Here is a 23,279-nt window from a genome sequence, read left to right as displayed (position 1 = left end):
GGCAACCATAAGTGTCAATTTTAGAAAAAATAGCCGCCGCGGCCCCAGACCCGGTAGGTTCGGTTAGGAGACCGCACCATAGGTGTCAATTTAGGGGTTTTTCACGGTATTTTGGGACGACATCTTTGCAAATGCCGCCCCTACGGGGCTTGATCGGGGGCGCGACCGTTTTTCTACACAGATACCGTCCCTACGGGACTAAAGAGGGTTCTGAAGTATTCAAGGGTTGTGGGTGAAATCCGGCGCAGTTGAAAACAGCACCTACCGGACCTGGGACCACAACGGTTATTTGCTCTAAAATTGACACTTATGGTTGCCACCTTTTTATACACATAGCACTCCGCTGGAGTGCAATCGCATCAATACGCTATTTTCTATAGATATATCACCCCTCTGGGGTAGGGAGAGAGCAGAAAAACCTTTATGAAGTGTGCAAAATCTGTTAGTAGCAACTTGGGTTATTGATTAGCCTTAGCGAATTGTTTCCCCGGTAATTGTTGAACGATGCCCTTGAGTTCCAACATCAGTAGCAGACTTGAGACCCGACTAATCGGTAGCTGTGTCGCCCGAATGATAGTGTCAATATGCGATGATGGAGCTTCTATAACGTCGAAGACTATTTTCTCATCTGGAGTCAAATTGGATGGCAGTGTACTTTGGATGGGTTGTTGCCCTTCGGCTTCTTCAAACCGATTTGATATATCTGATAAGCGTTCCTCAGCGACGGTTTTTCCTGCTACGGCTACTTTTATAGGTTCCTGAAGTCGTGGTAAGAAAACCGCGTTGAACTTTTCGCGGAACTTTTCAATTTTTGAGACAATCCATTTGTGCTGATTTTGCCAATCTGCTTCGTCAATTGGATTAGTTATATCCTTATGCAAGGACACCCGACTTTCCTTGCGCTGAGGTAACTCCTCCCATTCAAGAGGTTCGCCAAATTCTTTATCAATTTCCTCGCGTTGTTTCCCAAGCAAGTAGAAGTTTTGATGTGACATGTAAAGGCGTACGGCAATTTCCCTATTGTCCGTGCCCAACCACACCTGCATCTTAAAGCCAGTAAGATCTATCAAATTTCTGCTAACGTTTAAGTAATTTTCCGAACCCGGTTTATGAAATCTAACTGGAGTGTCCTTTTGAGCTGCATAGTCGCACAAGTTCTTCCAGAATTTTTTTCGTCGTTCTTGAATTTCTGATTTACCCTTGAGCGGTTTCTCAAATTCAGCATTCTCTGCTCTCGCTATTTCCAGTTGTTCAGACACATCTGGGATGTGTTCTTCAGCTTCATCAGAAAAAAGCTGCTCTCGAATTTCTTTAACACGTTTCGCATCTGATTCATTAATTTTACTAAGTACATCAGCAATAAGAAACAAGTGTGCTCGAGTACCTTCGGATTCAGCATCCCCTTCAGGTGGGTGCGCCCAATCGGCATTCCGACATTCCACTATCAGCCAAAGTTGATTCCGAAAAGTTTTGTCGTCATTGAGTTGTATTTCAAAGGCTTCGCTCCAGTTTTTGTGAACAAGGTGTGGAAAATCGTTAATGTCAATTGCAGATTCAATATTTCGATCGGAGTGAGTCAAAACACGTTTAACTTCGTTAGCTCGTCTATATCCCAAAGAATTAGTAACTACAGATTCAACGTTTGTGCCTGGAATCTGTCTTAAGCGCGAAATGATGAACTTTCGCATGGCAGCTCGATATATGTTAAACGCTCTATTGAGTCCTTCTTGGTTAGGAAATTCCGTCATGTTGCTACCTATAAACCTCCATGTAGAGAAATTTTCAGAAGTGTATCACATTTTTCTATCTCTGTCAATCACAAATGAGACTTAAATCAGGTTCATTTAGTTTTCTATTTTGTAGCGTATCCTGTTAGGTTGCGCTAATTGATGCACAGGCTAACGGTTTCCTATGCTACAAAGATTCCCTGCGTATCAATAGTCAGGATTTGCATTGAAAATAAGTTTCCAAACTATAAAACTAAATAGTCCTGAGACTTAAATTACTCTACAGAAAACACTTCAATTTTACCGGTATCCATCCATCTGGCTACCACACTTCGTCCCATAATTATCACGCCTTTATATCTGAATGGATCCATCCCGAAGTTAGCGTACATTTCAACTGTATTCCCAAACTCGGTACGTTGAATTTGTTTGTCATGACTCAACCACTCAAAATCGGTCATTGCCTGTCCGCCGATTTGCCGATGCAACGGCGAGAAGAAGGCGTAGTGCCGCTTTATCCACGCTTTATGCTTTGAAAACTCCGCCATATTCAGATGGTATAGTGGCGGTACATTGTAGAGCAACTCTAAGAGTGCCAACGTTCCGATTGCATTCTCAAATTTAAGACTACCAGAACCCCAATGGTTTGTTGTTATCACTGAATCATGAAACACAATCTGGTAAAGTGGTAAGCGAAAACGCGGATCATAGTAGAGATACAGATAGTTCGATTTGAGAGGCACCTGCTTTATGTGAATCGCTGGACCTTCGGGGGGCCAGTACCCACCAATATAGTAAGGCGAGGTTTTCGTCTTCATATCTGGATCACCCCATCCGATAACGGGAACCATCATGCCGTGTGCAAAGTGAATTGTGGATGCCGAATAGGCAGCACCGCCTTCCGAACCGACGACCATGTTGTGCGTATCCCGAATCCACACCATACGCGCGAGTCGCGCGTTCATATCATCTAACTGCGTCGCAGGGTGGGACGTTGAATAATCGTCGAAGAGTTCGCCGTAAGCGTCACAGTCGATAAACCACGTATTGAAATCCGATGGCATCTGTTCAACGATACCGTTAACGCGATCCTCAACATAAGGTTGTGCGACGAGCGGACTTAAATGATACCCTTTCTTTTTAAATCCTCGGTTCTTTGTGCCGTCTATATTGACAATCGCTCCGGTCTCATAAAGCGACAGATCGAACTGCGCGGTTTCCCATGTATCCTGTTCGTCTGGGTGATGGATACTATGATAGGAGTCATACGGTCCGATTAAATAATCGAGTTCTTTCGCCTTCGCAACAGCAGTTGGATGCCGAAATCCGTCTTGCCATGAATCAACACCGAGCCAGAGTCTATCCAATCCATTTTCGGCAAATTGTTCCAGTAGTTTTACAGAAAGACCGTCCCCCCATTCATCTGGATGTCGCAGTATATCGGGAAACGCTGCATATAGTATAAGACAGTTGCGCCGGTAAACATCTGGTAGTGATAGCGTGGATACATCCCGCGAAATTAACGCTTTTGTCTCCGACATAGGAGAAATCTCTGTCCAAATGGCTGGCTCGTAAAAACTTTGCTTTTCAAGTTGCTCACTTATCGCACGACTTACAACGCGTAAACTGTATTTGGGCGGATAGTCCGCCTGCGCGATTTCATGAATTGCTTCTCGTGCCTCTGTGTTCAGTTGCGTCCAAATCTGTCTCGCAACCCCCCTATCACCACTTAGTCTTGTGGCGAACGTCTTCCAATCCATTACATCGTACTGGCTAAGAAGTTTACCGCCCCATAAATAGATATGGGCAGCACCGAGTAACTTCCTCGCGGCACGCGTCCGTTGAATCTTTTCATGAAAAGAAACGAATTCGGCATTCTGTTCCAGCCACTTTCGGTAACGCTTGGCGGGGGCAACTGGCGATGCTGCATCAAGAGTGATACGCACCTCATACCTTTTCTGCTCCCAATTTGGTGTGAAGGTATGCGATACCTGCATGCCTAATCCAGGAGTTAATGTCTTATTGAAATGGATTTGGTTGTTGAACGGATTGGTTAAAATATAGGTGAGCGTTCGTTCGTTGAGATGCAACCCCCAAAACGGCATTGAGAGACCTGCGGTTGTGTTTATGGGTCCCCGTTGGGTCAAAAAGTCCCACCATGTAACGTCATCTTTCGGTACGTAACTCCCCTCAAAAAAAGGTAAAATGTATCCACGGAGAGATTCAAAATCTTCAATAACGGGCCATGTTAAACTTAATGCCTCATTTGTCCTTTTATCCTGAATAAATTCAACGGATAGCGAATCGTCTATCAGTTCAAAGCGAACGGTAAGAAAACGTTCTGGCAGCCGCCAGCTGACAGTATTGTCTTCTTGAGAGAATTCCGTTATATTGCTAAAACCGGCTTGTCCCCACGAAATCGGCACGGATACTTCTGAATCCGCTGGATATGTCTCTACGGCGAGCGACTGAGGAACAATGTCAACTGTCCATGCAGCATTGCTGAGACAGACCGTTTCAGGTGCTGCGCCGACACTTATAGCACTCAAAAGAAGTGTCCCTATAGATAAAATGTAAAATCGCGATCTGAGCAATGGTGTCTATCCTCATTCATCAAAAAAACTGGCAATACCTATTCCGTTAAAGAATGCTACACTTGTGTAACATTTTGGGAAGGGTAAAGTCCGTTAAGGGGTTACAGTGACAGACCTCACACAACGAAAACCGATGACCCAGAACGCGCTCTTTGGTTTGGAGTCGCGGCGATCGGCGACACGCGGGAGTCGAGCCATGTCGAACCAGTGCCCACCGCGCAGGACGCGGGAAACATCAACATTAACATTTGTGAAGTTATCCACTATCCACTGAATCGTGTTCGCGCCCGCCAACGGATTGCGCGCAACACCCTCCTGTGGAAATGTAAGATAGAGTCCACTATGGTATCGATCTAAACACCATTCGCTCGCGTTACCCGCCATATCATACAATCCATACCCGTTCGCAGGATACCTCCCTACGGCGGTGGTATTTTTAATGTTGTTCCCGTAGTTTGCATCCCGTGGCGTTAGCGTGTTCCCATGCGGATACGTCTTATCGACTAAGCCCCCACGCGCGGCGCGTTCCCATTCCGCCTCTGTCGGCAGACGCTTTTCTACCCACTTCGAGTATGCCATCGCCGCATACCAACTCACACCAGTAACCGGATGTTTGTCTCTACCTTTTGGGTAGTTATTCCCATCCCAGGCCCAGAGGTAACGTCCATTGTGAAATTTTCCGTCAATCCGATTCTTCTGCCAACGCGGGTTTTTAAGCACAAATTCTTTGAATTGCGCGTTCGTCACTTCCGTCTCATCCATATAAAACGCATCTACATAGACGGTGCGCACTGGCTGCTCATCATCATCCGCCTCCCTATCGTTGCTGCCTATCTGAAACTCACCCTCGGGAATGAGGACCATGCCTTTAGGGAGTGGAGGTTTTTCCCCTGGGAGCGGTATTGCTGTTTTTCCCTCCGGGAGCGGTGTTTTTTTCTCTGAGGGGGATGTTATCGTTTCCGCTGGCGATGTTATGTCATCTCGTTCGCAACCACTGATAACGAGGGCGAGTCCTCCGACGAGCATAATAATGCAATACCTTTCCAAAATACCCTTTAAGGACCTTTTCAAGTCTTTATGGTGTTTGGTCATGAGAGAATACTTCCTTTGGCAGTATGATAACACAAATCACAAGAACGCTTCTGTTACCTTGACAGTTCTTCCCACAATGCCCGATAAAAATTCATTACGCGTTCTGGATCGGAACTTCCGGCGATTTCTGCGAGGGTGTACCCCGAATACCCTGAATCTCTCAAGAGTGTAAAAAGCTCACGCCACGGATACTCACGTCGATGCAGTTCGGTGATATGCACCAAGCCGATTCTGCCTTTCACGAGATCAAAGTTCTTTTGAATGGAACCGTTTTCTACCTCACCGAAATTGGAATTCCAGCAGACATAGACGTTGTCGTGATCAGCGACATCAATAATCGTACGGATATGCCGGAGTTCAGAGGTGCCACCGCCGTGTACTTCCAATCGAATCTGCACACCGAGATCCGCAGCGAATTCACCACACTCGCGTAACGCTAATCCAATCTGTTCCAACGTCTTTTCAACAGGCACTTCTTCAGGGAGTCCATTCGGACGCACCTTCACACCGGGTGCCCCGACATCCGCTGCGAGCTGAGAATATACTTTCGTCCCTTCTATATTCTGACGAACCACTGCCTGATCCACGGCATGATAATCAAACGCGGAACCTAAACCGGCAATCTCAATCGGAGAATCAGCGAATTGTTGTTTTACTGCTACCCGTTCGCTTGCCGAAAGTTCGACCTCAACGCCGTGGGCATGCGTTGTCCGTAATTCCACGCCTGAAAATCCTGTCTCCACACACTTCTCAATGATTGTGGGGACATCCCAATCTTTTGCCATATTATATGTAACTAAACCAAGTTTCATAAAAATCTCCTTATTCAAAAAGTTGTGCCACTTGACACGAAAACCCTTCAACGACATCTTCACCCGTGAGTGTGTCGTTAATCCCTAACACCTTGATAGGTGTTTCAGATCGATACACTCGTACCGTTTGTGAAGTGGGTTCGACAATCCAGACCATCTGTGTACCAGCTTCAAGATAAGCGAACGCCTTTTCAATTACACGCCGAAAAACATCTGATGGTGACACTACCTCAACAGCGAGATCTGGTGCTATAGGGGATGCCTGGTTCCTGTTTTCAGGCAACCTCGCTGTGGAAACAAACGCGACATCCGGTTTAACCAGTCGGTCCCCCAATTTAAAGTCTGTATCTGCTGGATACAAACGCCCCAACCCATTTTCACGAATATGAACACCTAACAGCAAACTAAGGCTCATACTGATTTCACCGTGCTCCATTGTCGGTGGTGCCATCGGTATTAACTTTCCTTTCACATATTCATATCCCTCTAAATCGCTCTCAAGAAAATCTTCTAACGTCATATCAGTTTCCAGCGGCGCGAGGGATATTGCCGCTTGTTCATATCCATTTTTCGGAATGTCCATCAGAATCTCTCCTTTTCAATGCAACCTATTTTCAATTGCATCATACCTGATTTTTTGATACAATGTTCCTTAAACTAAAAAGTTAAGGAGAACACCACCATGGCTTATGCACTCGAAGATGAATTTGGTGACATCATTGGAAAAGCCCGACGCGGGCAAGACCTTTCTCAAAGTCAAGCTGCAAGTGCTGCTGGTATTACAGAGGCAGAACTTGCGCGTATGGAACAGTATACCTTAAAACCTACCGAAACGCAAGTCTTTCGTCTCGCAGAAGTACTGAATTTGGACGGCACCAAACTGCTTGACATCGCGACAGAACAGTGGGAACCTGAAACGCCACCGCAGCGTAGCGACGCAAATCTTGAGGTTATCACAATCAGCGCACCTGTCGGCGGATGGCCCGTCAATGCCTATCTTTTAATTTGCAAAGCAACCAATGATGCTGCAATTATAGACACCGCAGCGCATCCAGACCTTGTCTTGGAACAACTGGATGCTCACAATGTGAATCCCGCTGCGATCCTTCTGACGCACGCGCACAGCGACCATACCGACGGGTTACCGAAACTTCAAACCGCTACCGGATGCGAAACTTACATCCATAGGAACGAACCGAAACCGCGGAGCGAAAACAGATTACGTGAGGTTGCCCATGGTGATGCCCTCACTGTTGTCGGTGAACTGACCGTAAGCGTCGTCAATACGCCCGGACACACCCCCGGTGGATGTAGTTTTATTGCACAGGATGTGGCTTTTGTCGGTGATGCGATCTTTGCCGGTTCCGTTGGGGGGCCCAACATCTCTTATCAGGATGAAATCGACAGCGTTCGCGACAACCTACTTTCGCTTCCAGACGCGGTTAGACTCTTTCCGGGGCATGGACCCTCCACTACCGTAGGTGAGGAGAAATTGCACAACCCATTTTTCTAATTTTTTAACGATTGCTTCTGAGTTGCTGCGGGCGTTTGCTGCGCAGTGAGAATGCAGATACTGAATCGTTAAAAAACAGGGAAGGTTCAACTCTTGCTCTCATATCTCCTCCAACGCTTTCTTTCGATCGGTTTATCCCTTTTGGCGGTATCGCTTCTCGTTTTCCTGATGGTACACCTCATCCCCGGCGATGCCGCCGTCGCTGTTTTGGGAGAACGCGCGACCGAAAAAGCACTCATCGAACTTCGAGAAGAGATGGGACTTGATAAGCCCTTGTATCACCAATACGCCAAATTCTTGTGGGATGTCGCACATCTTGACTTTGGACGCTCGTTCAAAACAAAACAGCCGGTAGTTGAAGAAATCAAACGCTATTTCCCGGCAACGGCTGAACTAACCCTCGCTGCAATGGCATTTTCCATCATATTCGGTATTGGGGCTGGCGTTATTGCTGCGATTTTCCGCGGAAAATTTTTGGACTATTTCTCAATGTCCATATCCCTCGCCGGTATCTCTATGCCTATCTTCTGGTTAGGCTTGATGCTTATTCTGCTTTTTTCTTATTTCTTACCCATACTACCAAGCACAGGACGGCTCGATGTAATATTGGATTTAGACATCCAATCGCGTACCGGTTTCTACCTTATTGACACGCTTCTCATGGGAAATTTCGCTGCCTTCCGAAATGCCATCGCGCATCTCATTCTTCCTGCGGTAACATTGGGGACCATCCCATTAGCAATCATCGCTCGGATGACTCGTTCCAGTCTCCTCGAAGTACTCAATCAACCGTATATTATGACGGCATACGCGAAAGGTTTGTCGCGGTGGAAAGTCATCGGTAAACATGCAATGAAAAACAGCATGGTGCCTGTTTTGACAATTATCGGCTTGGAATTCGGCTATCTATTGGGCGGAGCGATCTTAACTGAACATATTTTCTCCTGGCCCGGGCTCGGTTCGTGGTTGCGCGCCGCCGTTGAGGCGCGCGATGTCCGCGCCGTGCAAGGTGGCGTGCTCTTTGTTGCAACAGTCTTTATGTTCGTCAATCTCATCGTGGATATGTTGTATGCCTATTTTGATCCGCGCATCCGTCTCGGAGACGAAGCCAGATGAATACCCCAATAACAAATACCAACCAACACCTCGTCCTCCGCAAACTCTTAAGACACCGTTCTGCCATGATTGGTGCATCCATCATACTGTTCTTCATTGTCGTCGCCATTTTTGCCCCGCTCATTGCAACACACGATCCAAGGCACGCAAATGTCGTTGAACGCCTCAAAGGTTGGTCAGATGTGAACTACCTCGGCACCGATGGCGTTGGGCGCGACATTTTCAGCAGGATTGTCTATGGGACCCGTATATCTCTAAAGGTTGGATTCGTCGCGATGACTTTCTCTGTTGGGTTTGGGATGCTCTTCGGTGCAATCGCGGGCTATTATGGGGAAAGAATTGATAACCTGATTATGCGCGTGATGGATATGATGCTCGCAATGCCGAGTATCCTCCTCGCTATGGTCATTGTCACAATTTTGGGGCAGAGTCTCACCAACGCGATTATCGCTGTCTCAATCGTTTATATCCCACAATACGCCCGAATTTTGCGCGCTGCAGTTCTTAAAGTCCGTGAGTTGGACTATGTCGTCGCTGCAAAAGTGATCGGTGCGAGCGACAATCGGATTCTTCTGACCACCGTCCTTCCGAACTGCCTCGCCCCTCTGATTGTTCAGGCAACTTTAGGTATTGGCGCAGCTATTTTAGATGCTGCAGGGTTAAGTTTCTTAGGACTTGGTGCAGAGATTGGCGAACCGGAGTGGGGCGCGATGCTCAACGAAAACCGAAAGTTTATCCGCAAAGCACCTTTGGCTGTCACCGCTCCCGGTGTCGCTATTTTCCTTATCGTTTTAGGTTTCAACCTCCTCGGCGATGCGCTCCGAGATGCCCTTGACCCACAGATAGATTGAGGGCACATATAAGCACACAGGCAGCAAATTAACGACCAAAGCTTAAGATTTTTTGACACACTCTGTTTCTTGTGGTATAATTGGATGCAAATTTAACCCATTGAGGTTTACCATTTTATGAGGTTTGCTTTAAAGTCTCAGTTTTTGAAAATGAGTCTCAATATCATGAACCCAAACTTAACAGGAAGAATTTGTAGACTCCTTCTGTTTTCTAATGTGAGAAACCTGCCATTTGCCTTTTACGCGCTTCTTATGACCATGAGTACGCTGCTGTGCTTCTGGACCACCCCTGCTGAATCCGAAATACGAGAGTATTGGATTGCTGCGGAAAGAGTTGAATGGAACTACGCACCGAGCGGACAAAATCTCATCAGACCGAGTATGGGGTTGGGCGTTTGGGGCAAAGCACTTGTGTACGAAAAATATCGCTATATTCAATATACCGATGCCTCTTACACGACCCAAGTCGAACAACCTGTGTGGATGGGTATCCTTGGACCGCAATTGCACGTCGTTGAAGGCGATAGTGTCCGAGTGCACTTTCTTAACCGCGCAGATAAGCCCCTCAGTATCCATGTACATGGGTTGCAATACGATGAAGAAAACGAGGGCGCGGATATGAAAGGATCCGGTGCCGCTGTGCCACCTGGGGACACCTTCACCTATCACTGGGAAGCAGACAGTGATGCCGCTCCCGGTCCGAATGACCCATCGTCCATTGTCTGGCTCTACCACTCGCACGTCGATGCCGTCACAGAGGTTTATGACGGGTTAATTGGAACCGTCGTCGTCACCAAAAAGGGGATGGAACGCTCACCGGAGGACCCGCGTCCGAAAGATATCGATAAATCATTTACAACCCTGTTCCTTATCTTTAACGAGAATGACCGAGAAATTGTCAAAAATAGTCAGACTGAGGCTTATGATTCACCCGAAGAAGCAGAAGAAGGAAATCTCAAGCATGCTATCAACGGTTTCATCTTCGGCAACTTACAAGGTTTGGAAGTTGAACAGGACGACAGGGTCCGTTGGTATCTTATCGGATTAGGCACTGAAGTTGATATGCACACCGCGCACTGGCACGGTCAGACAGTGCTAAACGCCGGGAAACGCACTGACGTTGTAGAGCTACTACCTGGCACGATGGTTACGGTTGACATGACAGCGAAGACACCCGGCAACTGGCTTTATCATTGCCACGTTGCCGACCATATTACAGCAGGCATGAACACACGCTGGCGGGTCGTTCCAAGACGTTGACGTTTCTATCCAACAATTCCGAACTTTTTTCTATTAAATCAGACAAAACTTACATCGGTTCTGATTCTGATGTACAGTTTATTAATTTAGCAAAGGAGATATTATGTTTAACGACCGATCCAATTTGTTCACTTGTTCACTAATTTTGCTCTTATTCACTCTCGTTGGGACAGTCCACGCTGAGACATTGACTATCTATTCCGGACGAAGTAAGAGTCTCGTTGAACCAATCATCAAGCAGTTTGAAGAGAAAAGCGGTATTCAAGTAGAAGTGAGTTACGGCAACACAACACAACTCGCTGCTGCACTCCTAACAGAAGGCGACAAAAGCCCCGCCGCGCTCTTTTGGGCACAGGACGCTGGTGCGCTCGGTGCAGTGAGTAAAAAGGCGATGTTTGAAAAACTCCCCGAAACTATACTCACAAAAGTGCCTTCAGGTTTTCGAGATGCCGAAAGTTTCTGGGTAGCAACAAGTGGTAGAGCGCGTGTCCTGGCTTATGCTCCAGAACGCGTTGAAATGAAAGAACTTCCGCAAAGCATCTTCGATTTAACACAACCGATGTGGAAAGGCAGAGTTGGCTGGGCACCAACGAACGCCTCATTCCAAGCGTTTGTTACCTTCCTACGCGTGCAAGTCGGTGAAGAACGCACAGAGAAATGGCTACGCGACATGAAGGCGAACGGCGCGAAAAAATATGCGAAGAATACACCCATCATAGAGGCGCTCGCTGCAGGCGAAATAGATGTCGGGCTGCCGAATCACTACTATCTTCTTCGCTTCAAAAGCAAAGATGCCAACTTTCCTGTAGCGCAAACCTTCTTTAAGGCAAGTGATCCAGGAAATCTTGTTAATATTGCCGGTGTCGGCGTGTTAAAGAGCAGTAAAAATAAAGAGGCAGCCCTGAAGTTTGTGGAATTCTTGTTATCCGCCAAAGCACAGCAATATTTCACCAGCGATGTCTTTGAATATCCCGCCATTGAGGGTGTAACACCACACGTGGAACTGCTACCCCTTTCCGAACTGCTTCAATTGGCTCCAACATTTAACCTCAACGATATGGACGATCTTGATGGAACAGTTAAGCTGTTGCGGCGCGTTGAGATTTTATAGAAGTCGCAGCGTCCGATCGGGCAGTTAAGACAACAGGATGGGATGCCAAAACTAAAATCAGTAAGCGTACACCGCTATTTCCTTATTCCCGCAGTCGCTGTAGGCATCGGTGGGCTTATCCCGTTGGCGTATCTGCTCGTCAAAGCACTTTCTGCGGAAGGTACCGCGCTTGGGCAAATTGTTTTCCGCTGGCGAAACGCGAAACTTTTCTTTAACACACTCCTACTGACCGGAGGCGTTCTTGGATTAGACATCCTTTTGGTAACTCCTGCCGCATGGTTAACAACCAGAGTGAACTTGCGCGGAAAACGTTTCTTCACGGTGCTGTGTGCTCTGCCACTCGCGATCCCAGGCTACGTGATGGCTTACGCGCTCTTGGCACTCGGTGGCAACACAGGAATCGGTGCCCAATTCTTCGGCACGAGTATCCCGCGCCTCAGCGGTTACTGGGGGGCACTTCTCGCACTGAGTGCTTATACAAGCCCTTATCTCTTTCTAAACCTGCGCACCGCTCTACTGGGATTAGATCCAAGCCTTGAGGAGTCCGCCCGAAGTCTCGGCTATCGGTACCGCGAGGTTTTCTTTCGCGTCATTCTTCCGCAGCTGCGTCCCGCGCTTTACGCCAGCGGGCTGCTCATCAGTCTACATGTGATCGGCGACTTTGGTGTTGTGTCGCTGATGCGCTACGAGACCTTTAGTTACGCACTCTATATAGAGTATACACTCTCTTTTGAACACATTTACGCGGCGTGGCTTGCGCTGATGCTTCTCGGGTTTACCGCCTGCTTGCTTTACCTTGAGGCAAAATTGCTAAACCGAGTCGTCCTCCATCGCGCAGGGACCGGGGTTTCCCGTCAGTTGCCGCAGATTCCACTCGGTGGGTGGTGTATCTCAGCTTATCTGTACCTCGGTGTGCTCACATTCCTGACTGTAGTGGTCCCAACTGGTGCTATCCTTTTATGGATGTTTAGAGGATTCGATCGTACAGCGTTGGAAGGGCTGGTGAATTCCCTCATCGGTTCGCTGTCGATCGCAATACCTGCAGGGATTTTGTGCGCGTTCCTCGCAGTCCCGTTTGCCTATGTAGGTGTCCGATATCCATCTCGTCTGTCAAACATGTTAGCACGTGTCGCCTATATCGTCTACGCTATACCGCCACTCGCTTTCGCACTGTCGCTCATTTTTTTCGTTTTAAACACGATGTCTTTCATTTACAAAACATTGCCTGTGCTCATTTACGCGTGTACGCTACACTTCCTTGCAGAAGCCATTGGACCGGTGCGGAGTTCACTTTATCAAGCATCCCCACACTTGGAGGAGGCAGCTCGCTCACTTGGGTATTCACCGATACAGGCATTTTTCAGGGCACTTCTTCCAGTTCTCATGCGCGGCATGCTTACCGCCACCGCGCTTGTCTTCCTGGCGACAATGAAGGAGCTGCCGCTTACCTTTCTCTTATCACCGGCTGGATATGAAACGCTCGCGCTTAACGTCTGGAGTTACACGACAGAAGCGATGTTCGCTGAAGCAGCACCTTACGCGCTTGCAATTCTGGCTTTCTCAGGGATATTCGTTGGCATCCTAATTCGTCAGGAAGCAGAAACATAAAATAGGCACAACACTATCAAAATCCGTCTATCATAATAGGAGGAACAAATTATGATTTCACCCCAAAATTCCATCTATAGCCTCTTCGTATTTGCGTTACTTCCGTTCATGCTTCTCGGTTGTCTTTCCATGGCAGCGCAAAACACTGTTCGCGTCGATGGCGGTATGACAGAGGCTTATGAGATGTCCGAAAGCGGCACTGGCTCGATTCAGAAGTGGATACTTCCAGAAAGACGTTCTATCAATCGAATCGAAATCCACTTCGACCCCATCGAACCCTTGAGAAATATGACCGTTTATGCCCGGATGGGCGAAGATAACTGGCGGATTGTTAAGGCAATTAAAACACCGATTCGGAAATCACCTTATATTATCCAAGCTCCTCTTTCTACAGATGCCATCCGCGTTGTGTTAGGATCGTCAACAGGTATGATTGATCGCATAGCCCTCTACGGGACAGAAACGAAAACCACATCTGAATAGGCACTGCCCAGAATTTTCCTATTGCAAAACGGGCGGAACCCACTGGGAATCCGCCCTTGAAACACCCTCAACCTGTCCTAACGTATTCTTTTAACGCAATTTTTCAACAATTTCTATACAAGTTTGTCTAATTGTGGTAGACTACCATAACAAACCTCTAATTGGCAAATAGGAATGGCTACATTACTCGATTTTTTAACCCTACCACCGCTTGTAACACTTGGTGCTGACGCTCTTAGATTGATACTTTCCTTCGCGCTCAGCGTTTTTATTGTTAACATCTATCAGTGGACCCACACTAAAGTCCCACAAAAATCCTTTACCGACACCCTCATCATCCTGTGTATGCTGATTTCTGTGGTGATGGTGATTATCGGAGACAGTATCGCACGGGCATTTAGTTTAGTAGGTGCGCTGTCGATTATTCGGTTCCGTACTGCTATTCAAGACCCGCGGGACATCGGTTTTGTTTTTTACGCGTTAGCCGTTGGCATGGCAGTTGGTGCTGGAAATCCATCTGTCGCGATTCTGGCGACATTCCTTATCGGTATCATCATCCTTGCCATATACCACTGGCATCAACGCTTTAACAGCGATAACGAATTCAGCTTAGAGTTCTGTCTGCCGCCCGACCAGAATTTTGAAACCGTTTACCGTCCGCTTTTTGATAAACACCTCGTTTATGAACGCTTAATCGACAAACGGGTCAAAAAATCTCAATTGGTTGAACTAACCTTCCGGATTAAATTGGCAAATCCACAGGAATGGCTCACTTTTTTTAACGAACTCTCAGGAATTGAAAATGTTACAGAGGTAAAAATGGATAAAGAATGAGAATAAGGAAAGAAAATGCGAACCTCTATAGGTTAGACAGGTCTAAAACTGAAAGGAGAACACAATGAAACAACTTAAATCTCTAATACTTATTGCGCTAATAATTATGGGTTGGGTAACCTATGTGGATGCCCAAGACACTCAGGAATCGCCAAAACTCTCGGATGAACAGAAGCGATTCGACCTCAATGGAGATGGTAAACTGAGCAATGAAGAAGACGAACTCATGCTTCGAGTCACAGGCTTAGAGGCATTCACTGGCGATAAACTCAGTCGTGAAGAGATTGAGAAGATGCGACAAAGTGCCGTCCCGGATAGAGGCTTCGGGGGACCCGGCGGGATGCCGGGCTTTGGTGGTGGACGACGCGGACCCCAACCACCGGAAAAACTGGTTGAGCAGTTTGATAAGGATAAGGACGGGAAACTAACCGGTGCTGAACGAGAAGCAGCACTACAGATGCGTGGTGGTAGTGGTTCGTCTCTAATACCCGAGGAAAATCTACATGATGGTGTTCAAAACGATGTGCAAGCAAGCCTGGCATCTACGCCAGAAGGTTCACCGCCACTCTACGACGTACAGACACTTCGTACCCTCTATCTCCGATTCCATCACGAAGATTGGTCCGAACAGATGAGCGCATTTTATCGCACGGATATTGAAGTGCCAGCAGAATTAATTGTTGATGGAAAAGTTTACTCAGACGTTGGGGTCCACTTTCGAGGCACCTCTTCTTACTTCACGGTTAGATCAGACAAAAAATCCTTTAATATTGCTGTCGATTATGGTGAAGACGGACAACGCCTTTACGGTTACAAAACGCTTAATTTGCTAAACGGGCATGTCGATGGCTCTTTCCTTCGTGAAGTGCTCTACAATCAGATTTCACGAGACTACATCCCTGCGATGAAAACAAACCTTGTGAAATTGGTTATCAACGGCGAAAATTGGGGGGTTTATATCAACCTCCAACAGTACAATAAGGACTTTCTCGCCGAGTGGTTCGGCACAAAAGGCGGCATCCGTTGGAAAGTGGGTCCCGGCAGAGGCGGTGCCTTGACCTATGCCGGAGATGATCCAGCAACGTATCAAGAAACGTATCAGCTCAAAACCAGGGACGTTGAGAACCCTTGGGATGGCCTTATTGCTCTCAGCAAAATGCTTGACGAAACAACCTCAGATGCAGAACTTGCGGCAAATCTTCCGTCCGTACTTAATATAGATCAGGTGCTGTGGCAGCTCGCCGTTTCAAACGTCTTTATGGATGACGATGGTTATATCCATAAAGGTGGCGATTACGCTATCTATCAAGATGTCAACGGCAGGTTCCACCTCGTCCCGCATGATAACAATGAAAGTCTTAGATTTGGTCGATCGGGTCGGGGCGGCCCCGGTGGCGGTGGGCCCGGTGGTTGGTCGTGGGGGACTTTAGAAAATGGAATGGTATCTCCCGTTGCACATGAAAACAACACTGCGCGTCCACTTATTCACCGATTGCTCTCAAATCCAGAGTGGCGCGCACGGTATCTCGCGCACGTCCGAACCGTTATGGATGAATGGCTTGATTGGGAAGTGTTTGAACCGATTATCAAGGAATATCAAACGCTGATTGATGCGGAAGTGCAGCAAGACGATAAGAAACTTTACGGGTACCAAGAGTTCGCGGTCGGTGTTCCAGAGGACCTCGAACGTTTTGTGACGCAAAGACGTGAGCACCTGCGTAATCATCCGGAACTCAACAAGCCAACACCCCAAATTACCTCCGTTGAAATCGGATCTGAAAATTCTCCGATAGCCAATCAACCTGTTTCAGTCAAAGCAACACTTGATAAATCAGTTGCGCCAAATGCAGTTTTGTTGTATTATAGTAGCAATCGGTATGTCGTTTTCGAGCAGGTGCCGATGACAAAGGACGGGAATAGTTATGTTGGACACATTCCCGGTTTTCCCGCGGACACTACAGTCTACTATTACGTTGAGGCGAATGCTGTGAAGACGCATGGTACGACCGCCTTCTCACCGGTGAGAGCAGAACAAGGTGCGGCGCGGTACCGAGTTGGTGTTCCTGTCGCGAAAAAGACACCTATCGTCATTAACGAACTAATGGCAGCCAATACCAAAAGTCTTGCCGACCCGCAAGGACAACACGAAGACTGGCTTGAACTGCACAATCTCACCAACGATGTCGTAAATCTCTCTGGGATGTATTTGACGGATAAAATGGACAACCCTAAAAAATGGGCGTTCCCAGAGAATACGACGATTCCAGCACAAGGCTATCTCCTCGTGTGGTTGGATGAAGATGGCAAAGCCGATGTAGGACTCCATGCGAACTTCAAATTGTCCCGTAACGGTGAAACTGTAATGCTCGTTGATACTGATATACGTGGCAATCAAGTGCTTGATACAGTAACGTTTGAAAAACAGGAGAAGGATGTTGCACTCGGCAGATGGCCGAACGGTAGCGGTGAACTCAAGCAGATCCAAACCACGCCAGGGAAGAAAAACGCGCTTCAATAAAATAATACGAACCTTTTGTTTCCTAAGATGTCTAATTGAATCAGAAAGCCATTTAGTTTCCTCCAATACGCAGAATTTCGCTTGGCACAAACGAAATTCGAGACTTGGAAATCAAAATTGTTGGGAAATCAAACGGTTCTGAATTGAATCAAAGCACTTTCTTTATCCTTGCAGTTTGGAGAAAAAGAATGCCTGTTGCAACCCGTAGAATTACTATGGAAACCTATTCGGAGACCGGCAAGACAGAAGAATTAGATCTCGCACAGGAACGTGAGATTGTTTTGCGGTGTCAAAAAGGTGATGCTGACGCAATGGGCATCCTCGTGATTCAGTATCAGAGCTGGGTTTATAACATCGCTTACGGTATACTCGGCCACCACCAAGATGCGCAAGATGTCGCACAAGATGCGTTCCTCTCCGCATGGGAAAATATCGGGAAATTTCAATTCCGATCCCGATTTTCCACATGGCTTTACCGAATCGTCAAAAACAAGTGTCTTAATCACATGGACCAGTATCAACGTCGAAAAACCGACCCAATGGAGATTGACGATTCACAACCGTGGGTTCCTCTTGATACAGCAACACCGGAAGAGGCAGCACTACGCACTGAAGAAAAAGAAATTGTCCACGCAGCCCTCGCGAAACTCAAAGACAGCCATAGAGAAATTCTGGTGCTGAGAGAACTGCGAGATCTACCTTATGAAGAAATATCCGAAATGTTGGGATGTACGCTCGGACGCGTCAAATCTCGGTTACACGAAGCCAGAAAAGCACTAAAAAAAGAACTGGAGCGAGTTGAGTGGTAAACACTTTACCTCTATTCTCGATTGAAGACATGAACCATCAAAAAATTCAAAAGGAATTATCAGCCTATTTAGATAATGAATTAACTCCGACTGTGCGCGAGCAGGTTGAAACACACCTACACTCTTGCGACGAGTGTTCCGAAATGTTGTCGGCGTTCCAAAACAATCGTCAGATGATCGCAAACCTCGCGCAGCCGGTGCCATCAACGCTTAAAGAGACAGTGATGGCAAAAATACATGCTGGATTCCAAGACGAGTTATCAGGCTATTTAGACGATGAATTGGTGCCTGCTATGCGCGAGCGGATTGAAGCACACCTGCATTCCTGCGACGAGTGCTCCGAAATGCTGTCAGCGTTCCGCCAAAATCGCGAGCGAATCAAAATGTTTGCGCGTCCCGCTCCGGTATCTATTGCTGACACAGTAATGGCGAAAATACACGAACAAGCCGCAAAGACGGCGTCCGAGGAATCCACACGCACACCATGGCTATCAGATATCGGACAATGGCTACCGGATTTTGGACGCTGGTTTCTCCGTCCCGTTACAGCAGGGGCAACAGGTATCTTAACGCTCGTACTGATTTTGGGAGCACTCTACTTTTATCCAACTACGCCCCAATATGACGAAACACTTGATTTCTACTACGGACTTTATACTGAGCAACTTGAAGACAACCCATTGAAGTCAAATGTCGGCAGCCCGCTCAGTCTGGAATCTCTACCTCCAGAAACCATCGAAGAGGCTGAAGAACAGGTTCTTGACTTTTTTGTGGAGAATTGAATTTTCCAACAGGTGAATCCATGCAAACGCATAAGCATCTAATTCTTCATACGGACGGACGATCTAAACATCATCTCTTATGGTCTGCAATTTTAGCCTTTTTGCTGTGGACACCTCACATACTTTTTGCTGACATCAGCACGCTTGAACGCATTGCAGAAGCCGAGCATAAAGTCAGCTACGTGGGTTTCCGCGTGAAAACGTTTAGTTCGTCAAGAGGCACACGTACTTTTGAAGAGGTGGTCATTCATAGACCTCCTGATGTCTCGTACCGGAAGGTAACATCCGTAGTTGGTGAGCGACATTCATCTGAAGGTTCACGAGACAGAGACGAACGCCGGAACGACAACAGAAGAAGAGGTGATAACGAAAATCGTGGAGACCGTCGGGAAAGAAATCGGGATCGGAGCGAATGGCGACAAGTTAGAAGCCAATTCTCCAAAAAACAGATTGAGCTAATCGCCCAAAACTACAACTTGGAAGAATCGGAATCCGCAGAAAAGATAGCGGGCCATGAAACTAACATCCTAACGATTACACCTAAGTTTGCCGACAGACCCACAAAACGCATCTTCTTTGCCCGCGAAAACGGTGCTATCTTGCGGGTAGAGGACCTGGATGCTGAGGGTGTGCTTCGGGAGATGTTTGTCTATAACCGAATTAGTTTCGATCCTGAAGCCGTGGAACGCAAATGGAAAGTTCTTAAAAATGAGATAAAGCCGAGACCATGGCGGAGCGACCCAATTTCACTCGCCGAAGCAGGGAAAATGCTTAAGATCAAACCTGTCCAACCTGAATACATGCCGCCTGGGTTCCAACTGCAGGATGTCCGTGGTATAAGAAGCAGGGAAAAGGACTCAATTCTTCTCGAATACACAGATGGATTGGTAACTTTCACACTATTTGAAAAAACGGGCGATCCACCGCGCCTTAACAACAGACAACGCAGAGAAGAAAGTGAGATTGAACTTGGTGGTCAAAAGGTTTATAAACACCAGTTCGGATCAACGGATGCTTTCAGATGGTCGGGTGCGAAAATCCACTTCTTCCTCGTCGGCGCAATACCTACGACTGAAATGCAGAAGGTCGTAGAATCCATTATTCGCAAAACAAAATAAAAATAGGGAGAAAACTATGCAGATATGCAACGCCCTCATGTTAGGCATCATTGTTACCGGTTTATTGTTCATTAGTAATGCAGGGGCTGACAGCATAAAGACCGAACTCGAAAAATCACCGCGCCACGGCGAATGGGTAAAAGTCACGACCCCGGATGGGCGTGTTGTCAATACGTTTGTTGTTTATCCAGAGGTAAAAGAACCAGCAACGGCTATCATCGTTATCCACGAAATTTTCGGACTCACCGATTGGATTCGCCTCGTGGGAGACAGACTTGCCTCCGAAGGCTTTGTCGCAATCTGCCCTGACTTGCTTTCCGGCATGGGACCTAATGGCGGTGGCACAGAGAGCTTCGATTCCGGTGATGATGTCCGACGGACTATCCGAGAACTCTCACCCTCTCAAGTCACATCAGATCTGGATGCCATCCAGAAATATGCCAGAGATCTCCCTTCAACCAATGAAAAGGTTGCTGTTTCCGGCTTCTGCTGGGGAGGCGGTCAAACGTTCAGCTACGCTGTCGATTCCGATACAATAGCCGCTGGCTTCGTGTTCTACGGTCGCGCCGCAGCCCCGGAAAACATCCCCAAAATATCAGCACCCATATATGGCTTTTATGGCGAGAGTGACAACCGCATCAATGCCACAATTGATGCCACCAAAGCCGCAGCCGATGCCGCAAACGTTACCTACGACCCCGTCATTTATGAAGGGGTTGGCCACGCTTTCCTGAGACGCGGTATGGCAGAAGACGCAAACGACGCACAGAAAGCTGCTACCAAAGCCGCATGGGAACGGTGGGTATCCCTCCTACGAGAACTTTAACACAGTTTTCATGTAATTATTTTGCTGTATACATGGGGAGGATCTTAATCCATCCCTATTTTTTTCAAAAGGCTTGACATTACAACAAACCGTATGGTATCTTTAAACTTGGGCGTGCTAGAAAGGAAATTTCCAAAAAGCCCAGAGATTAACGCGTGCAAAGTTCTCAACAAAACAGAAAAATCTATTTTGATACGTGCTGTTTTAATCGTCCTTTTGATGTTAAAACACAAACTCGGGTTCGCCGCGAAGCCGAGGCTGTTGAGACAATACTTGAGTATTTTGACATAGGTTACTGGCAATGGCTTGCCAGTAGCGTCAACGCTGATGAAATAGATCGAATCACAGAACCAATCAAACATACTCAAGTCAAAACTTTGCTATCTTTAGCACACCAAATCGTTTGGGTTGGTGAGACAGAAATAGCACGAGGTGAACAACTTGAAGCATTTGGTTTTGAGCGGTTAGATGCCTTACATCTTGCTTGCGCTGAAAGTGGCAATGCAGACATTTTTCTTACAACAGACGACTCGCTACTGAAAACAGCAAAACGCGTTGAGTCAGAGCTTCACATCCGGGTTGAATACCCAGACACATGGCTACAAGAGGAGACAGGACATGAATATACAAAAGATGACCGATGAGGAAATTTATGAAATCGGGCTTAAAGTGCTTTCTGAGAAACTTGGTGCCGCGGGTATGGTCCGATTTCTTAGGCAGTGTGAACCGACTACAGGTAATTTTACAGAGGAACGCAAGAAGTGGATCGGTGATGAACCCGATATCAGGACGATCGCAAAGCGGATCCAACGGAACCATCAAATGTAGAACAGACTTGCTCAGGGAAAGACGCGATTCTTTACCTTTCTTCCGTCTAAAGCCCCCTGCTTTAGCTTGGGGATGTAAGACGGCGTAGGACGCTGTTGAAAATAAACTTGCCAATATAGTCAAAATGTGGTATAATTAATACCAAACACTTGGGCAACACTCTGACCCTCTACAACCTGTAGAGGCGTTGCCCGCCAATGTCAGAGTTGGTTAAGGTGTTAGTGTTATACCACTTAAAAAGTATATTAGAGACCGTTGACGCGTAATTGCGCGTAATGCGTGGATCGGAGCAGAGGTGAAAGTCTGCACGTTGTATTGCGGTCTCGCCTTCTCAAATTTCTATCCATTTGGATAGAGGTAGGCAGGGATACCCGTGAAAGTTTCCGCACGATATGCCCTACTGACGCTTTTTCAGTCTATAGGGGAATTGCCTACTGGTGGAGCAGACGTAAGACGTTCAACCTTTCGGAAGAATGCTAACTGCTACGAAGCCGAAGCCCCAACCTTTAGGTTGTGGGTGGTATCACTGGTAAAAGCCTCTATGGTTGCGAGATTCCCTATCTGGGAAAGAATATATGGCAGACCGACTTAAGGACAAAATCGCAGTTATTACAGGTGCAGCGCGAGGTATTGGTGCGAAAAGCGCGGAACTTTTCGCAGGTGAAGGTGCAGCTGTCGCTATTTGGGATATCAACGCCGAGCGCGGCGAAGCGACTACGCAACAGATTCAAGCCTCCGGTGGAAACGCCCTTTTCTGTGAGTGTGATATAACAGACACAGCACAAATAGAGAACGCTGTTGCACAGGTCACGTCCGAGCTTGGCAATCCAAATGTGCTGTTCAACAACGCCGGTATTGCTGTCGTAGGTGAATTAGAAGAGATCTCTGAGGCAGACTGGGATCGGCAATACGCCGTCAATGTGAAAAGCATCTACCTCGTCTCACGGGCGATAATCCCGTTGATGCGCGAAGCCGGTGGTGGTTCGATTATCAATATGGCGAGTGAATCTGCCTACGTCGGGTTTCCGATGCACCCCGCCTATACCTCTTCCAAAGCGGCTGTCGTACACCTCTCACGCAGCATGGCGGTTCGGTACGCTGAAGATAACATCCGTGTTAACAGTCTCTGCCCCGGCACGATCAACACTGAACTCTATCAAGAATTCCTATCCAAGCAGCCAGACCCAGAGGCAATCAACAAAGAAATCAAAGAGATGCATCCGTTGGGCATCGGCGAACCGGAAGATATCGCTTGGGCAGCAGTCTATTTAGCCTCCGACGAATCAAGATATATGACAGGTGCTCCGATGCTCGTTGAGGGTGGAATCCTCTCGCTTTAAACGGTCTCTACCAACTCTTTAGTCTTTCAAGAAAACTCCTTCCTATACTTCCCTTTC

22 protein-coding genes are annotated in these 23,279 nt (G+C 47.2%); 17 read left to right on the top strand and 5 right to left on the bottom strand.

Annotated elements, in window-relative coordinates:
• Positions 1-458: 458 nt before the first annotated feature.
• From OXH39_21445 to OXH39_21425, 5 genes are all read right to left on the bottom strand, one after another.
• Positions 459-1,748 carry a DUF4268 domain-containing protein gene (locus tag OXH39_21445; GenBank protein ID MCY3553034.1) on the bottom strand — a complete coding sequence of 430 codons (1,290 nt, stop codon included), beginning with the start codon at positions 1,746-1,748 and terminating at the stop codon, positions 459-461.
• A 254-nt stretch (positions 1,749-2,002) separates the two neighbouring features.
• The gene (locus tag OXH39_21440; GenBank protein MCY3553033.1) at positions 2,003-4,321 is read right to left on the bottom strand and encodes a hypothetical protein; all 2,319 of its coding nucleotides are present in this window, start codon (positions 4,319-4,321) and stop codon (positions 2,003-2,005) included.
• A gap of 93 nt (positions 4,322-4,414) precedes the next feature.
• On the bottom strand, positions 4,415-5,413 hold the full coding sequence (locus OXH39_21435) for a formylglycine-generating enzyme family protein (protein MCY3553032.1): 999 nt from the start codon (positions 5,411-5,413) through the stop codon (positions 4,415-4,417).
• Positions 5,414-5,466: 53 nt separating this feature from the next.
• The gene (locus tag OXH39_21430) at positions 5,467-6,225 is read right to left on the bottom strand and encodes a sugar phosphate isomerase/epimerase (GenBank protein ID MCY3553031.1); all 759 of its coding nucleotides are present in this window, start codon (positions 6,223-6,225) and stop codon (positions 5,467-5,469) included.
• Positions 6,226-6,235: 10 nt separating this feature from the next.
• Entirely contained in the window at positions 6,236-6,808 is a 573-nt protein-coding gene (locus OXH39_21425) for a Uma2 family endonuclease (protein ID MCY3553030.1), read from the bottom strand.
• A gap of 99 nt (positions 6,809-6,907) precedes the next feature.
• Here OXH39_21425 and OXH39_21420 point away from each other — a divergent pair, with 99 nt between their 5' ends.
• The 17 genes from OXH39_21420 (at position 6,908) to OXH39_21340 (ending at position 23,222) form a co-directional block, all read left to right on the top strand.
• Entirely contained in the window at positions 6,908-7,738 is an 831-nt protein-coding gene (locus tag OXH39_21420; protein ID MCY3553029.1) for an MBL fold metallo-hydrolase, read from the top strand.
• Positions 7,739-7,831: 93 nt separating this feature from the next.
• Positions 7,832-8,854, top strand: coding sequence for an ABC transporter permease (locus tag OXH39_21415; protein ID MCY3553028.1), 1,023 nt, complete (start codon positions 7,832-7,834; stop codon positions 8,852-8,854).
• Positions 8,851-9,705, top strand: coding sequence for an ABC transporter permease (locus OXH39_21410; protein ID MCY3553027.1), 855 nt, complete (start codon positions 8,851-8,853; stop codon positions 9,703-9,705). The genes OXH39_21415 and OXH39_21410 overlap by 4 nt, the downstream gene beginning before the upstream one ends.
• A 165-nt stretch (positions 9,706-9,870) precedes the next feature.
• Positions 9,871-10,965: a multicopper oxidase domain-containing protein gene (locus tag OXH39_21405; protein ID MCY3553026.1), complete on the top strand. Its 1,095-nt coding sequence runs from the start codon at positions 9,871-9,873 to the stop codon at positions 10,963-10,965.
• 103 nt (positions 10,966-11,068) lie between these two features.
• Positions 11,069-12,076 carry an iron ABC transporter substrate-binding protein gene (locus tag OXH39_21400; protein MCY3553025.1) on the top strand — a complete coding sequence of 336 codons (1,008 nt, stop codon included), beginning with the start codon at positions 11,069-11,071 and terminating at the stop codon, positions 12,074-12,076.
• Between the two features lie 42 nt (positions 12,077-12,118).
• Complete coding sequence (locus OXH39_21395; protein ID MCY3553024.1) at positions 12,119-13,684, top strand: iron ABC transporter permease; 1,566 nt, start codon at positions 12,119-12,121, stop codon at positions 13,682-13,684.
• Between the two features lie 51 nt (positions 13,685-13,735).
• Positions 13,736-14,167 (top strand): hypothetical protein, encoded by a 432-nt coding sequence (locus OXH39_21390; protein MCY3553023.1) that lies wholly within the window; start codon positions 13,736-13,738, stop codon positions 14,165-14,167.
• A 174-nt stretch (positions 14,168-14,341) separates the two neighbouring features.
• Positions 14,342-15,001: a DUF4956 domain-containing protein gene (locus OXH39_21385; GenBank protein MCY3553022.1), complete on the top strand. Its 660-nt coding sequence runs from the start codon at positions 14,342-14,344 to the stop codon at positions 14,999-15,001.
• A 64-nt stretch (positions 15,002-15,065) separates the two neighbouring features.
• Entirely contained in the window at positions 15,066-17,519 is a 2,454-nt protein-coding gene (locus OXH39_21380) for a CotH kinase family protein (GenBank protein MCY3553021.1), read from the top strand.
• Positions 17,520-17,707: 188 nt separating this feature from the next.
• Complete coding sequence (locus OXH39_21375) at positions 17,708-18,328, top strand: sigma-70 family RNA polymerase sigma factor (GenBank protein MCY3553020.1); 621 nt, start codon at positions 17,708-17,710, stop codon at positions 18,326-18,328.
• The gene (locus tag OXH39_21370) at positions 18,322-19,110 is read left to right on the top strand and encodes an anti-sigma factor (protein ID MCY3553019.1); all 789 of its coding nucleotides are present in this window, start codon (positions 18,322-18,324) and stop codon (positions 19,108-19,110) included. Before OXH39_21375 ends, OXH39_21370 begins: the two co-directional genes overlap by 7 nt.
• Before the next feature lie 20 nt (positions 19,111-19,130).
• Positions 19,131-20,228, top strand: a complete 1,098-nt coding sequence (locus tag OXH39_21365) for a hypothetical protein (GenBank protein MCY3553018.1) — start codon at positions 19,131-19,133, stop codon at positions 20,226-20,228.
• Between the two features lie 16 nt (positions 20,229-20,244).
• Entirely contained in the window at positions 20,245-21,054 is an 810-nt protein-coding gene (locus tag OXH39_21360) for a dienelactone hydrolase family protein (protein MCY3553017.1), read from the top strand.
• A 155-nt stretch (positions 21,055-21,209) separates the two neighbouring features.
• Positions 21,210-21,698 carry a PIN domain-containing protein gene (locus OXH39_21355; GenBank protein MCY3553016.1) on the top strand — a complete coding sequence of 163 codons (489 nt, stop codon included), beginning with the start codon at positions 21,210-21,212 and terminating at the stop codon, positions 21,696-21,698.
• The gene (locus OXH39_21350; protein MCY3553015.1) at positions 21,673-21,882 is read left to right on the top strand and encodes a hypothetical protein; all 210 of its coding nucleotides are present in this window, start codon (positions 21,673-21,675) and stop codon (positions 21,880-21,882) included. The genes OXH39_21355 and OXH39_21350 overlap by 26 nt, the downstream gene beginning before the upstream one ends.
• Positions 21,883-22,255: 373 nt before the next feature.
• Entirely contained in the window at positions 22,256-22,474 is a 219-nt protein-coding gene (locus OXH39_21345) for a hypothetical protein (protein ID MCY3553014.1), read from the top strand.
• On the top strand, positions 22,458-23,222 hold the full coding sequence (locus OXH39_21340) for an SDR family oxidoreductase (protein MCY3553013.1): 765 nt from the start codon (positions 22,458-22,460) through the stop codon (positions 23,220-23,222). Before OXH39_21345 ends, OXH39_21340 begins: the two co-directional genes overlap by 17 nt.
• The last annotated feature ends 57 nt before the right edge of the window (positions 23,223-23,279 follow it).

The sequence above is a fragment of the Candidatus Poribacteria bacterium genome (assembly GCA_026702755.1).
Taxonomy (GTDB): Bacteria; Poribacteria; WGA-4E; order WGA-4E; family WGA-3G; genus WGA-3G.
Note: the sequence above shows the minus strand (reverse complement) of the source record. Positions and strands in the feature narration are given on the sequence as shown.

Excerpts from the sequence above, each read along its gene's own strand:
- OXH39_21445 (MCY3553034.1), bottom strand. The coding sequence starts at position 1,748 with ATGACGGAATTTCCTAACCAAGAAGGACTCAATAGAGCGTTTAACATA.
- OXH39_21435 (MCY3553032.1), bottom strand. The coding sequence starts at position 5,413 with ATGACCAAACACCATAAAGACTTGAAAAGGTCCTTAAAGGGTATTTTG.
- OXH39_21430 (MCY3553031.1), bottom strand. The coding sequence starts at position 6,225 with ATGAAACTTGGTTTAGTTACATATAATATGGCAAAAGATTGGGATGTC.
- OXH39_21425 (MCY3553030.1), bottom strand. The coding sequence starts at position 6,808 with ATGGACATTCCGAAAAATGGATATGAACAAGCGGCAATATCCCTCGCG.
- OXH39_21420 (MCY3553029.1), top strand. The coding sequence starts at position 6,908 with ATGGCTTATGCACTCGAAGATGAATTTGGTGACATCATTGGAAAAGCC.
- OXH39_21410 (MCY3553027.1), top strand. The coding sequence starts at position 8,851 with ATGAATACCCCAATAACAAATACCAACCAACACCTCGTCCTCCGCAAA.
- OXH39_21405 (MCY3553026.1), top strand. The coding sequence starts at position 9,871 with ATGAACCCAAACTTAACAGGAAGAATTTGTAGACTCCTTCTGTTTTCT.
- OXH39_21400 (MCY3553025.1), top strand. The coding sequence starts at position 11,069 with ATGTTTAACGACCGATCCAATTTGTTCACTTGTTCACTAATTTTGCTC.
- OXH39_21395 (MCY3553024.1), top strand. The coding sequence starts at position 12,119 with ATGCCAAAACTAAAATCAGTAAGCGTACACCGCTATTTCCTTATTCCC.
- OXH39_21390 (MCY3553023.1), top strand. The coding sequence starts at position 13,736 with ATGATTTCACCCCAAAATTCCATCTATAGCCTCTTCGTATTTGCGTTA.
- OXH39_21385 (MCY3553022.1), top strand. The coding sequence starts at position 14,342 with ATGGCTACATTACTCGATTTTTTAACCCTACCACCGCTTGTAACACTT.
- OXH39_21380 (MCY3553021.1), top strand. The coding sequence starts at position 15,066 with ATGAAACAACTTAAATCTCTAATACTTATTGCGCTAATAATTATGGGT.
- OXH39_21375 (MCY3553020.1), top strand. The coding sequence starts at position 17,708 with ATGCCTGTTGCAACCCGTAGAATTACTATGGAAACCTATTCGGAGACC.
- OXH39_21365 (MCY3553018.1), top strand. The coding sequence starts at position 19,131 with ATGCAAACGCATAAGCATCTAATTCTTCATACGGACGGACGATCTAAA.
- OXH39_21360 (MCY3553017.1), top strand. The coding sequence starts at position 20,245 with ATGCAGATATGCAACGCCCTCATGTTAGGCATCATTGTTACCGGTTTA.
- OXH39_21350 (MCY3553015.1), top strand. The coding sequence starts at position 21,673 with ATGAATATACAAAAGATGACCGATGAGGAAATTTATGAAATCGGGCTT.
- OXH39_21340 (MCY3553013.1), top strand. The coding sequence starts at position 22,458 with ATGGCAGACCGACTTAAGGACAAAATCGCAGTTATTACAGGTGCAGCG.